At 59.6% G+C, this 13471-nt stretch carries 11 protein-coding genes; 6 read left to right on the top strand and 5 right to left on the bottom strand.

The features are described 5' to 3' along the window. The coding region (locus B7449_RS17860; RefSeq protein WP_048883981.1) for a helix-turn-helix domain-containing protein at positions 1–282 on the bottom strand (282 nt) is incomplete at its 3' end. Positions 283–403: 121 nt separating this feature from the next. On the opposite strand from B7449_RS17860, the gene B7449_RS17855 reads away from it, so the two are divergent. The 5 genes from B7449_RS17855 (at position 404) to shc (ending at position 7074) form a co-directional block, all read left to right on the top strand. After that, entirely contained in the window at positions 404–1456 is a 1053-nt protein-coding gene (locus B7449_RS17855) for an aromatic ring-hydroxylating dioxygenase subunit alpha (RefSeq protein ID WP_039736176.1), read from the top strand. A 15-nt stretch (positions 1457–1471) separates the two neighbouring features. Beyond that, complete coding sequence (locus tag B7449_RS17850) at positions 1472–2419, top strand: PDR/VanB family oxidoreductase (RefSeq protein ID WP_039736175.1); 948 nt, start codon at positions 1472–1474, stop codon at positions 2417–2419. A 274-nt stretch (positions 2420–2693) separates the two neighbouring features. Next, positions 2694–4199, top strand: coding sequence for an MDR family MFS transporter (locus tag B7449_RS17845; RefSeq protein ID WP_039736174.1), 1506 nt, complete (start codon positions 2694–2696; stop codon positions 4197–4199). A 100-nt stretch (positions 4200–4299) separates the two neighbouring features. Next, positions 4300–4854, top strand: a complete 555-nt coding sequence (locus B7449_RS17840) for a TetR/AcrR family transcriptional regulator (protein WP_039736173.1) — start codon at positions 4300–4302, stop codon at positions 4852–4854. A gap of 216 nt (positions 4855–5070) precedes the next feature. Then, positions 5071–7074 (top strand): squalene--hopene cyclase, encoded by a 2004-nt coding sequence (shc, locus tag B7449_RS17835; RefSeq protein WP_235721262.1) that lies wholly within the window; start codon positions 5071–5073, stop codon positions 7072–7074. 69 nt (positions 7075–7143) lie between these two features. On the opposite strand, the gene B7449_RS17830 is transcribed toward shc, so the two are convergent. From B7449_RS17830 to B7449_RS17815, 4 genes are all read right to left on the bottom strand, one after another. Continuing rightward, positions 7144–9306 carry a TonB-dependent receptor gene (locus B7449_RS17830; protein ID WP_039736172.1) on the bottom strand — a complete coding sequence of 721 codons (2163 nt, stop codon included), beginning with the start codon at positions 9304–9306 and terminating at the stop codon, positions 7144–7146. Between the two features lie 223 nt (positions 9307–9529). Continuing rightward, positions 9530–10906, bottom strand: coding sequence for an MFS transporter (locus tag B7449_RS17825; RefSeq protein ID WP_039736171.1), 1377 nt, complete (start codon positions 10904–10906; stop codon positions 9530–9532). Positions 10907–11204: 298 nt separating this feature from the next. Continuing rightward, on the bottom strand, positions 11205–11750 hold the full coding sequence (locus B7449_RS17820; protein WP_235721259.1) for a TetR/AcrR family transcriptional regulator: 546 nt from the start codon (positions 11748–11750) through the stop codon (positions 11205–11207). Between the two features lie 354 nt (positions 11751–12104). Next, positions 12105–12794 (bottom strand): TetR/AcrR family transcriptional regulator, encoded by a 690-nt coding sequence (locus B7449_RS17815; protein ID WP_039736167.1) that lies wholly within the window; start codon positions 12792–12794, stop codon positions 12105–12107. Positions 12795–12949: 155 nt separating this feature from the next. Between B7449_RS17815 and B7449_RS20185 the strand changes: the two genes are divergently transcribed. Then, on the top strand, positions 12950–13141 hold the full coding sequence (locus tag B7449_RS20185) for a hypothetical protein (RefSeq protein WP_141654858.1): 192 nt from the start codon (positions 12950–12952) through the stop codon (positions 13139–13141). The last annotated feature ends 330 nt before the right edge of the window (positions 13142–13471 follow it).

Here is a 13471-nt window from a genome sequence, read left to right as displayed (position 1 = left end):
AGATAACAAATGTGATCCATTGCATCGAACCGGCCGTCCACATAGGTCATCCAGATCCTTCACCCAGCGTCTGGCGCATCCATACAGCAGTTCGCCCGCCGCCGTCAGGCGCATGCCGGATGGCAGGCGTTCGAACAGCGGGGTCTGGAGCTGTTTTTCACCCAGCAGGATATGTCTGTTGATGGCGGACCCCGCGATATGCAGGCTCTCGGCCGCCTTGCGTATGGAGCGATGGCGGGCCACGGCCAGGAAATAGACCAGAAAGCGGGAAAAGGGCTGCATGCGTTCTTGTTTTGAGAATGGTAAATGATCAATTATGATATATCTGAGAGCGCACCGCCTGTGAAATGATCTTTCTGACAGAGCCGCCGGACCATGTCCGGCCCGTTCAGGAGAACCCATCATGACCACTGCCTGTGCCCGCCCCACGGACGCCCACAGCCTGCCTCGCAACATGACGTTTGATGTGGATGACTGGACCATCCTTGCCCGGTGCTGGTACCCGGTCGCCCTGGTGCGCGAACTGGGTGACCAGCCGCTGGGCGTTACCCTGCTGGATGCCCCGCTGGTGGTCTATCGCGCGGGCGATGGCATTGTCATTGCCGATGACCTGTGCCCGCATCGTGGTGTCCCGCTGAGCATGGGCAAAGGCGATGGCCAGACCGTAGCCTGCGCCTATCACGGGTTCCGTTTCGGCGGACAGGGAAAGTGCGTCCGGGTTCCCGCCCATCCCGACAGCGCCATTCCCTCAAAGCTTAACCTGCGTACCTACCCGGCGGTGGAACGCTATGGCCTGATCTGGACCTGCCTGCGGCCGGAGGGGGATATGCCCGCCATTCCCCCCATGCCGCACTGGAATGACCCGGACTACCAGCAGATCAACTGCCCGTGGATCGACATTGCCGGTTTTGCGGGTCGGCAGGTCGAAGGGTTCATTGACGTGGCCCACTTCGCCTTTGTCCATACCGACACCTTTGCCGATCCGGAAAACCCTGTCGTGCCACCGTACAAGACTCGGATTACGCCGGACGGGTTTGAGGCGGAATATCGCAGCAGTGTGGGCAATTACCCCATAGGCAAGTCCGATCGCGGGCGGCCCGGGTTCGAATGGCTGCGGCATTTCCGGGTGCATGTGCCTTTTGTCGCGACACTGGAAATCCACTTTCCCGACAACGCCCGCCTTGTCATCATGAATGCGGCGTCACCCGTATCGGCGCGGCAGACGCGGATGTTCGCGCCGATGTGCCGGAATTTCGACAAGGACCTGCCGCTGCAGGATGTGTACGATTTCAACCTGAAGGTTTTCGAGGAAGACCGTGCGCTGGTAGAAGCGCAGAAGCCGGAAAACCTGCCACTGGACCCGACGCTGGAGGCGCATGTGATGGCGGACCGCAGTTCGATCGCCTATCGCCGCGCCCTGCGCACGATGGGGCTGAGCCAGTTCTTCACGGCCTGAAGGAAATTACGGTCCATGTCTTCCCTGTTTCCGGTCCATGTCGATGATGTCGCCCCCGAAGGGACGGAGTGCGTGCGCCTGCGTCTGGTGGCACGCCCCGGCGATGACGCGCTCCCGGCTTTTGAACCCGGCGCGCATGTGGATGTCATGACGCCGTCCGGCCTGATCCGCCAGTATTCACTGTGCGGGTCTGCTGATGACCCGTCCGCCTACCTGCTGTGTATCAGGCGCGAGGCGGATTCCCGCGGTGGGTCGCAATCGCTGTGTACGCAGGTGCGGCCAGGCATGGAACTGCAGATCTCCACCCCGCGCAACGCCTTTTCCCTGCCGGTTGCACGGCGGTATGTGCTTGTGGGCGGGGGGATTGGCGTGACGCCACTTCTGTCCATGATGATGCGCCTGCAACGTGACAATGCCGACTGGCAGCTGCATTTTTACGCGCGGGACCCCGAGCGTGCGCCGTTTCGCGAGATGCTGGACGCCAGTCCGTACCGGGAGCATGTCCATTTCAGCCAGAGTCCGCGTAGCGGTGGGTATCCCGCCGTTCTGGACTCACCCGACCCGGACACGGCGATCATGCTGTGCGGACCGGACGGGTTCATGAACGCCGTTTTCGCCCATGCCGTTGCGGCAGGCTGGGGGACCGGGCAGATTCATACGGAATATTTCCGGCCCACGGATTCAACCCATGCCCTGTCTGATCGTCCGTTCGAGGTCGTGCTGGCGCGATCGGGACAGACGGTGCCCGTGCCTGCAGGGCAGAGCATTGCCTCGGCACTTCTCGCGGCGGGGGTGGATGTCGCCCTGTCGTGTGAGCAGGGCATGTGTGGCGCCTGTGTCGTGCCGCTTCTGGCGGGGGACGGGGACCACAGGGATATGGTCCTGACAGAGGAAGAACAGGGCGGCAGCATCGCCCTGTGCTGTTCACGCAGCCGCAGTCCGTCCCTGACGCTGGATTTGTAGGGACTGCCTGAAAGTAACCTTCTGACAAGAAAAACAAGAAGTTGCGCGTGCCGCAATTTTAAATATCAAAGACGGCGCTTGCCGAAACCTGCTGGAAAAAAGCTTCGCCACAGACGTCTTGAGGGTTTGCAGGCCGTCTTGAAAATACAGGCTGTGCCGGACGTTTGCGGAACGGGACAGGGGAGAGTGGCCGCGCGGCGGTGACGGGATCGTTGTCTTGCCTGTACTGCATGGGAAACTGCATGATCGGGTTTCGACATGACAGGATATTTCCGTGCAGCCTGACCCTTCGCTGGATCCCGCTTCCACCTATACGCCCGCAACCCGCATTCTTGTATTTACCGGCCTGATCATGACCATGGTCATGGGGGCGCTTGACCAGAGCATTGTCTCGACCGCGCTGCCGACCATTGTGACCGACCTTGGCGGTCTGGCGCATATGTCGTGGGTGGTCACCGCCTTCATGCTGACCTCCACCATTGCAACGCCCATGTATGGCAAGCTGTCCGACATGTTTGGCAGAAGGCCGCTGCTGGCATTCAGCATCGGGGCCTTTCTGGGGGCGTCCCTGCTGTGTGGCCTGGCGCAGGGCATGTGGCAGCTTATCGTGTTTCGCGGGCTGCAGGGCATCGGGGCCGGTGGTCTCATGACATTATCGCAGACGGTGATCGGCGATATGGTCACGCCACAGCAGCGTGGCCGGTACCAGGGGCTGTTTACCGGGGCCTTTGCCGTCAGCAGCGTCGCCGGGCCCTTTCTGGGGGGCGTGCTGACCAGCGCCCTGTCATGGCGATGGGTTTTCCTTGTCAATCTGCCGATCGGGCTTCTGGCCCTTGGCCTGATCATGTTCGGCCTGCCTGCCGGACGGTCCGAAGCGGAACCCCGGATTGATTATCCGGGCGCCGCCCTGCTGGCTGTAGCGACGGCGGGCTTCCTGCTGCTGTTCAATTCGGTTGGCACGGCGCTGGCGTGGACGTCGCCGCTGACGGTCCTGCTGCTTGCGGGCAGTATTGCGTTTTTCGTGCTGTTCATCAGGCAGGAACGGCGCGCGCCAGAACCGCTGATCAGCCTGGGACTGCTGCGGATCGCCAGCTTTTCCGTCTGTGTCGCGGCGACGGGGATCATGTCCTTTGCGATGATGGGGTCGCTGGTTTTCCTGCCGCTGTATTACCAGCTCGTCCTTGGGCAGACGCCGGAGGTATCGGGATTGATGATGCTGCCGCAGGTCGGCACGATGATGGTCAGTTCGGTGGTGGGGGGATATGTCTCATCACGAACGCAGCGCTATACGCTGCTGCTGGCCATGGGGGTGGGGATCGAATTCTCGGCGCTGACCCTGATCGCGCTCTGCGCCCAGCATGGCGCGCCCGCGCTGTTCTTCCTGCTCAGCCTTGGCTGCCTTGGCGTGGGCATGGGAATCGGCATGCCCAATGCAACGGTCATCATCCAGAATTCCGTGCCGCCCGACATGCTGGGAATCGCCACGGCCATGATGGCCTTCATCCGTTCGCTTGGCGGTTCCCTTGGCGTTGCGCTGTCGGGCGGGGTCATGGCGCTGACATTGCAGGGACGGCTGCACGCCCTGCCTGAAAAGATCGACGTGGCGGCGTTTCTGGAAAAGGGCATGGCCGCCGTGCAGGGACTGACGCCTGCCATGCATCTGCAGGTGCGTGAAGCCTACAAGGCGGCGATCAGCGCCAGCCTGAGTGTCAGCAGCAGTTTCATGCTGCTGGCGTTCCTCATGATCGTGGGCCTGATGACGCGCGGAAGGCGGGCCTGAACATGCCGCCAGCAGGGCAGGGGAGTGCAGCCCCCCCCTTGCATGGCGAAAGCCCCTGATTTAATTCCATACGGATGGATTGAAACGGCAGAGGAAACGCATGGCGCGCCCCAGGACCATTGACCGCAAGAACGTGCTGGACTGCGTTGAACAGCTTGTCCAGCGCGAGGGCGCGAACGCCCTGACGCTGGATGCCGTGGCGCGCGAAGCGGGGATTACCAAGGGCGGCCTGCAGTACTGCTTCGGCAGCAAGGATGACCTGATCAGCGCGCTGATCGACCGCTGGCTGGATGCATTCGATGCGCGTGTCGCCCGGCATATCGGGCCGGATGCCAGCGTGGCAGACCGGGCCCGCGCCTATGTCCGGGCGGTCAGCCAGCTTGATGACACAACCCAGGCCAGAATAGCCGGCATGCTTGTCACCTTGCTTCAGTCGCCAAAATATTTACAGAAGATACGCGCCTGGTACGCAGGGTGGTTCAGCGGGTGCGACCCGGACTGTGCGGAGGCCCGTCAGGCACGCACCGCGCTGTTTGCTGCCGAAGGGGCATTTTTTCTAAGAAACCTGGGCTTTGTAGAAATGGATCAGGAATGGTGGCATACGGTTTTCGCTGATTTCCAGCGACTGCTTCTGCCAGACACCCAGACGGCCTGATCCAGACCAGCAATATCCTTCACATCCTCCATGATAGTTCACACAGGTATGGAAAACATGACAAGGGAAAGTCGTCCGTTAACAAAAACCACGGTGCCCGCCGGTGCCGCGACGCCCCAGACCGCTTCCGACACCACTTTCCCCGCTGCTGGCACCCGCTCCGTGAAGAAAGGCGATACACCGGCCCCGGCTGTCGCCGCGTCGGGCCTGCGGGCGATGGACAACAGCCTGTCCCATACGATTTCCTCCGCGTGTGACTGGCTGATCGGGCAGCAGAAGCCCGACGGCCACTGGGTCGGGTCGGTTGCGTCCAATGCATCGATGGAGGCGGAATGGTGCCTTGCGCTGTGGTTCCTCGGGCTGGAAGATCACCCGCTGCGGCCCCGTCTGGGCAAGGCCCTGCTGGAAATGCAGCGCGAGGACGGGTCATGGGGCACGTATTATGGCGCCGGGAATGGCGACATCAATGCCACCGTGGAATCCTACGCGGCCCTGCGTTCGCTTGGCTATCCCGCCGATGACCCGGCGATCAGCCGGGCCGCTACATGGATCGCCAGCAAGGGCGGACTGAAAAACGTCCGTGTCTTCACGCGCTACTGGCTGGCCCTGATCGGGGAATGGCCGTGGGAAAAAACCCCCAACCTGCCGCCCGAAGTCATCTGGTTCCCCAATAAGTTCGTTTTCTCCATCTACAACTTCGCGCAGTGGGCGCGTGCGACGCTGGTGCCGCTGGCCATCCTGTCCGCGCGCAGGCCCAGCCGCCCGCTGCGCCCGCAGGACCGGCTGGATGTGCTGTTTCCCGGGGGGCGTGCGAATTTCGATTACGAACTGCCCGCCAAGGGGGGCAAGGACCCCTGGGGCACGTTCTTCCGCACGACGGACCGTGGCCTGCACTGGCTGCAGTCGAAATTCCTCAAGCGCAGCACCCTGCGCGAAGCTGCGATCCGGCACATGCTGGAATGGATCATCCGCCACCAGGATGCCGACGGTGGCTGGGGGGGCATCCAGCCACCATGGGTGTATGGCCTGATGGCGCTGCATGGCGAGGATTACCAGTTCCATCATCCCGTCATGGCCAAGGCGCTGTCCGCGCTGAATGATCCCGGCTGGCGGCACGACAGGGGCGATGCAAGCTGGATCCAGGCAACGAACAGCCCGGTGTGGGATACCATGCTGGCGATCATGGCCCTGCATGATGCCGATGGCGAAACACAGTTTACGCCGGAAATGGACAAGGCGCTGGGCTGGCTGCTGGACCGTCAGGTACGTGTGAAGGGCGACTGGTCCATCAAGCTGCCGGATGTGGAACCCGGTGGCTGGGCATTTGAATATGCCAATGACCGCTATCCCGACACGGATGACACGGCTGTTGCCCTGATTGCGCTGTCGTCGTGCCGTAACCGCGAGGAATGGAAGAAACGTGGCGTCGAGGACGCCATAAGCCGCGGGGTGAACTGGCTGATCGGCATGCAGAGCGAGTGCGGCGGCTGGGGCGCGTTCGACAAGGACAATAACCGCAGCATCCTGTCCAAGATTCCGTTCTGTGATTTTGGCGAGGCGCTTGATCCGCCATCCGTGGATGTGACGGCGCATGTCATCGAGGCTTTTGGCATTCTGGGCCTGCCGCGTCATATACCCACCGTCCAGCGCGCGCTGGCCTATATCCGCGCCGAACAGGAACCCGACGGGCCGTGGTTCGGCCGCTGGGGGGTCAATTACCTGTACGGTACGGGGGCGGTGCTGCCGGCGCTTGCGGCAATTGGCGAGGACATGACGCAGCCTTACATTACCAAGGCCTGCGACTGGCTGGTCGCCCATCAGCAGGAAAATGGCGGGTGGGGTGAAAGCTGCGCATCCTATATGGAACTGTCCGCGGTCGGGCGGGGGGCGACCACGCCATCGCAGACCGCATGGGCGCTAATGGGCCTGATCGCCGCCAATCGTCCGCAGGATTACGATGCCATCGCCCGCGGGTGCCGGTACCTGATCGACCTGCAGCAGGCGGACGGAAGCTGGCAGGAAAAGGAATTCACTGGCACCGGCTTCCCCGGTTACGGTGTTGGCCAGACCATCAGGCTGGATGATCCCGCGCTGTCAAAACGGCTGTTGCAGGGGGCGGAACTGTCACGTGCGTTCATGCTGCGTTATGACCTGTATCGCCAGTTCTTCCCGATCATGGCGCTGAGCCGTGCCGCACGCCTGATAAAAGCAAAAAAATAGGAAAGCGTTTATTGGGAACGTCGCCTTTTCCGAACAGGCGGCGTTCACTGGGCGGGGGCCTGAAACACCCTAAAAGGCAGCGGTGAAGCGCGCCCCATAGGTCGCGGGCGGGGTCAGGATATACATGCCGTCGGTCAGCGCGTAATCCACGACACGGTTGTTGAAGGTGTTGTTGGCAAAGACCACAAGCTGGTTTTTCTTCCACGTCGTGCCCAGTGTCAGGTCCAGCCGGTCAAGCGAATGCCACGGCATGTCGGTAATATCCAGCGCGCCACCTGCCTCATGGTGCCAGTTTACGCTGAACAGCAGGTTATGGGTGGGTGTGATGGGATACGCCATTTCGGAGCGTATGTTCGTCGTCCATGTCCGGGTGTCAGGCAGAAGCTGGTTGCCGACATAACTGCCATATGACAGGCCACCGGCCATGCGGGCATGCAGCCAGCCCATGCTGGCCGAAAGGGACCACCAGCCTGTCGGCAGGAACCGGGCCGACAGTTCCGCGCCGTACGTCCGCGCGCTGCCAACATTGGCAAGGTAGTAAAAACTGAATGCGGCGGGCGCGCGTGGATCGGCCTCATCCAGCAGAAGATGGTTCTGGGTCATGTAAAACAGGCTGGCATTCACGCCCAGACGCCCGCCCAGCCACCGGGTGCGGCCACCCAGTTCGTAATTGGTCGCCGTTTCTTCACCATAGGGGATCAGGGACGGGGTGGTGGTGGTCGTGCTGAACCCACCTGCACGGAAGCCATTGCTGTACAGCGCGTAAAGATTGACGTTCTGGAATGGCCGGTAATTCAGTTCGGCGCTGGGGCTCCAGTTGCCATAGGTCGCGGTATCACGGAGCGACATGTCCGGGTACACATTGCTGAACAGGGCGGCAATGGCCTGCCCGCTGGGTGTCAGGGAATTATTGTACTGGCTATATGACAGTGTCTTGTGGTCGTGCGTATAGCGTGCCGTCGCCGTCAGGCTGAGCGTGGGGGTGAAATGGAAGGTGGAGGAAATGAAACCCGACCATGATTGCGTCCCGATGCCCGACCCGGGACCGGGGGCGTATTCGCTCATCTCCTGCGTGCCTGTATTGGGGAAACCACCACCGGGAATGGTGGAACATGTCGGGTCGCCCCGTAACGCGTCACAGGCGATATTTCCCCACATGCCCTGCAGAAGGCTTAGATCGATTTTTGTATTGTAGATCTGCTGGAATGAAAAGTATTCGTGGAAGTATGAAGCCCCCGCCATAAAGGTCAGGCGACGGTCCTGTGGGGAAGACCATAGCAGTTCAGTGTAATAGTTGCGCGTGTTTTCGTGGCGGACGAACTGGTTCTGCAATGTCAGCGGATAGGACGATGCCGACAGGTCGGTGCGGTCCCCGTCTTCCACGGCATTGAGGTGATAGTCACGATAGGACGACAGCCACTGAAAGGTGCCCCAGCGGGATGTGTACGTCAGGTCCTGCGACAGGTAGAACTGATGGGTATGGGAACGGTCGGGGGTATCACGGTACACCACGCCCGGCGTCTCGGCCGTGCCGGTCTGGACCAGGTTGGCAACGCCATTGGGGGCATACCCCGCCAGAGAGGGGCCATGCAGGTCTGAATATTCCGCCATCCATGTCAGCGACAGGTGATCATTCGGGGTCCATTTTGCGCCCAGCCGCAGGCCCTGCTGGCGGGAGCGGTCTTCGTATTCGTGTAATGTGGCGTTGTACAGGGCGCCCCGGGGCTGGTCGATGTACCAGCCCGTCAGCCGGATCGCGAAATGATGGGACAGCGGCACATTGATCGCGCCCTGCAGTTCACCGCGCCCGTAATTGCCATAGGACCCCGTCAGGTACCCGCCGGTTTTCTGTTCGGGGGTTGCGTAGATCACATTGACCGCGCCCCCCACGGCGTCGCGTCCGTACAGTCCCGTCTGTGGTCCCGGATTGACCTCAACGCGCGCAACATCCACCTGTGGCCCCAGATTGGTGCGCAGGCCGCCATCGTAAATCCCGTTGCGGTACATGCCAAAATTGGGGTCGGCGTTGTTATCCACCTGACGGATGCCGCGGATGTTGATGTATGTATTGATATTCTGCGGATCTGTTGGCACCACCGCATTCGGCACCATGTTCATGATGCTTTTCATGTCCAGAATATCAAACGCATGAAGCGTCTGCCCGCTGATGACGGTTGCAGGGGCCGGGACATCAAACAGCCGCTGGGATGTGCGGCGCGCGGTTACTTCCATCTGTTCGGCCTGCGGCCTGTCGCGTGTTACCTGGGCGACGGGGTGTTTCCTGAACTTCTGATGGGCTTTGGGATTTGCGGCCCTGGATGGCAACAATAATACGGAATGTAACGTAACGAAAGAAAGCATGCACGCAGGCCATAATCGACCGGTGGCCTGTCGTTCCCTGCGCAAGAAAAAGGGACGGTTATGGATCATTTCTTACGGGAATCCGCGTGTCGGTTCAGCGTCGGTTCAGGCAATGGCGGATCAACGTATGTGCGTGTCGCCCGATTGGGAAATAAAAAATGATCATGGCCGCGATTAACTGCGGAATGCTGCATATGACAGTATAGCACAACAGCAGCCCCGTCAGCGGAAGGCCGTGATTTGCCTGTCCCGCATGATAATGGACCCAGCCCAGAATGATGAAACCCGCGCCGCTGCCCATCGCCAGGGCCGTTTTCGTGATGAGTGTATTGAGCGCGTAAAGGGTGCTGGACTTGCTGGTTCCTGTTTTCCAGATGTCATAATCTATGACATCCGCCAGTATGGCGTATGGCATGAAATTGGCGGGGGCGGATAACGCGCCGCCCGCCGCCGTCAGCAGCATGATGAAGGGCAGGCTGTGCATGCCCGGCGCAGGCAGCAGGGCAAGTGGCCGTGTCAGTGCAGACAGGATCATGCTGATGGCCCACAGCACATGACGTTCCATCCGTCGCTCCGCTCCACCCCATAACGGGATGGCCGCGATGGTGGACAGGAAAAACACGATCATGATGAGCGGGAACATGCTGCCCACGCGCAGGTAGTCATTCAGGAAAAGAAACGTCGTGGAAAACCATATGCCCTGTCCCGTGCCCCACAGGGCGATGGCGAGGAAATACAGCGCAAGGGGACGGTTCTGTTTCAGGGACCGCGCCAGGTCACGCAGGGTCGGGGCAATGGTGCGTGCGGATGGCCTGTCGGGAACATGCCGCTTGATGCATATGACGGCGGGCAGCATCAGTGCTGCATACAGCCAGACAATGACGCGCAGCGTTCCCTGCGTGAAACCCGTCGTGCCATAAAACCGGAACAGGATGACAGGCATCAGCCAGAAGATCAGGCTGCCCGCAACGGTAAACAGGCCGATTGCCGCATTGATGCGCGTCCGCAAAGGCGGGGTCGACCCGAGTTCCGCGCTCCATGCGCTACGGGGAATTTCAAACAGGGAATAGCCAAGATACAGGACAAATGCCCAGACCCCATAATACAGGATGGTCGCATGTGGCGAAGGCTGGAACAGGAAAAACAGGGCAACGCAGCAGATGACGCCACTGGCGACCCCCCATGTCCCCCGTCCACTGAAGCGGGTGCGGGAATGGTCGGACAGAAAACCGATGGCAGGGTCCAGCAGGGCGTCAATGACCCGGCATAATGATGTGGCTGTCCCGATCTGCAGCAGGGTCACGGCCGTATGGCTGGCGTAAAAGGCCGGGATGAAAATATTCATCGGCAAAATGATGAAAGCGGCGGGGAGTGCAGGAAAGGCAAAGAGCCAGGTCTGCAGTCTGGTCAGTCCCGTTTGTGCAATCGTTTGCTTATGCCTGGAGGGGGCAGGGGAGGGAGCCGGAACCATGACAGAAAATTCTTTCCTTCTCTCCACGAATTCGCCCTTGATATGCAAAAAACAGCTTGCATGAAAGGCCTGAATGAAAATAGTCATGACTGGACGGTGAAGGGGATGAACGGCATGGGGCCGGAGGAATTGAAGGGCACATCTTGCCCTGTCCACCTGGTATGTGCAAGCGTATGCCAACGGGGAAGAGGACAAGTGACGGTGCCATGACGAGACAGTCCCGGCACATGCTTCATGGCCTTTATGTGAAGGCAGCAGGGAACGGCTTCGTCCCCATGGCGGACAGGCCTGCCAGGGATCAGGGCTTGGCCCCGAGCACCTTTGGCAGGTCCCCCCTTATGAAGGCATCAAGAATGCCATTGAGAAAGGTCGCGATGCTTTCGCGCGGATTGTCCGTTTTGGAAAACGGGCCTTCGACGGGGTTGGCAATGAACAGATTGGACAGGCCGCATAGCATGGCGTACATCCCGTATCCGATCTGCACCTTGCTTCCCAGCGTGGCCATGTCTCCGGGACCAAAATCATCGCGGCTGGTGAAGACCCTGTAGCCATACATCAGCTCCATGAGGTCTTCGAACGCCGCACTCGCGGTCAGTCGGTAACGGGGGTAGGTATAGGCGTCGGGTATATAGCCGAACATCAACCGATAAAGCTGCGGGCGCAACCGTGCAAAGTCCACGAAATACAGGACCGTCCGCTTCAGCGCTTCGGTCCGGGTGGCCGATGTGCGGCTGATATGGGCAGCCTGTTCGCGGAAAACCTCGAAATAATCCGCGGCAATTTCCAGCAGCAGATCGTTCAGGCTTTCGTAATGATTATAGAAATTCGCAGGCGCAACCTTCACTTCCCGCGCCAGGCGACGTACTGACAGATCTTCCAGCCGTTCGGTGTCCAGTATCCTGACGGTTGCAATCCGCAGGTCCTCGGCAACGTTTCCTTTATGGTAGGCTCTTGAAATGGGACGTCATCCTTATGGGTATGGCGGGTATCAGGTGATGAAACATATGGTGAAAGATGGCGGGGGAACCATCCATCTGTTGGAAATGTGATTTCCGGTGATTATGCCCTTAAATAAAGGCGACAGAAAGATGGTTTCATATACACGGTCTGACGTAAAATTCCTTCAGCCCTGCCGCACCCCATTGCATTATGGCGGAAATCCGTAACCTGCATTGTAAAGTCCAGAATTTCCCTGCACTCAAGGGGATAGGGGCATCTGCTCCTGCGTCGGGTCATCTGTTGGCCGCGTCAGGGCGTGGTGCAGTTCATTGTGAATGAAGGCATCTACTATGTCTTCGATCATCTGCTGCGGGCTCTGTCCCGGTTTGTTGCCAAACGGCAGCTGGCCATCGGCCAGCATCATCGCCAGTCCATGCCCCATGGCGCACAGGCCATATCCGATACGGGCCCGTTTCCTGGTACCTTCAATATCATGAAGGTGGAGCATGTTCCGGCCGTATATGATCTCCAGCAGGGCGGCAAAAGCCTGCAATGCCGCGACGTGATATATCTGGTGTGAAATGGCGTTGGGCACGTAGCCGAACATGATGCGGAATGTCTGCGGATGACGCTGCGCGAAGCCTGTATATTCCACCAGCGACGCCTTCAGCGCATCCGTGCGTGTTGCGGCGTTGCGGTGGAAATAGCGGAGCTGCCGGGTGCATTCCCTGAATGCCTCGGCGGCGATCGTCAGCAGCAGGTCATTGATGCTGGAAAAATAATTGTAGAAATTTGCCGGCGTCACGCCGACTTCCCGCGTCAGGCGGCGCACGGACACGGATTCGACTGTTTCCCGGTCAAGCAGGTGCCGGGCCATGCGTATCAGGTCTTCTGCAACATGGCCCTTGTGATAAGGGGCATTTTTTGGTGCGGGGGCGGGGGCGTTCATCCGTTTCTTTCTTCCTTCCATGTCCCGCGCAGGGGAATGGAAATACCGTACTACCGTTACCGGGCGGACATGCACGGGCGTTTCGCAGGCACAATGAACGTCGTTCATATAAAAATGCGACAAAAACCGTCAAGCGAAACAGATGCACGCAGGCCATGATCCAGACGGGTGGAGAGTACGCGGTCATGCCTGATTCGGTGCAATCAGGTTATGAAAATATAACGCTGATATTTAAAAAGAAATGTAATGGAGATATTGCGTCAGGCGCACCGGACGGTCAGGGATCATCCACTTTCCGGGTCATGGCTGGTTGTCCTGATCCATTTATAGGGGATGGAAAAACCTAGCCGGGATGATGGGTAATCCTTGACATCGGCTTAATGTAAAATTAACACCGTTCGCATTGCTCTGGCGCGACATCATGTTGAGGCAATCGGTTGCAAATGAACATATGTCGATATTTTTCAGGATGTGGCCAGGGTGTCAGGCATTAATTCCTAAGGCTTGAACTAAACAGTGTTTATTTCCGGGGCGGTCCTTCGCTTTTCCGGAACATGTATGGGTACTCGTCCATCCGCCATGGCCACACGGCCGTGGAGGGGCATGGGGCGCGTATCCGTAGTGTAGGGTAGCGGCATAGCTGACGATGTACGGAACATGGTTCACGACGGGGAAGG

The organism is Komagataeibacter intermedius TF2, assembly GCF_000964425.1.
GTDB classification, from domain to species: domain Bacteria; phylum Pseudomonadota; class Alphaproteobacteria; order Acetobacterales; family Acetobacteraceae; genus Komagataeibacter; species Komagataeibacter intermedius.
Note: the sequence above shows the minus strand (reverse complement) of the source record. Positions and strands in the feature narration are given on the sequence as shown.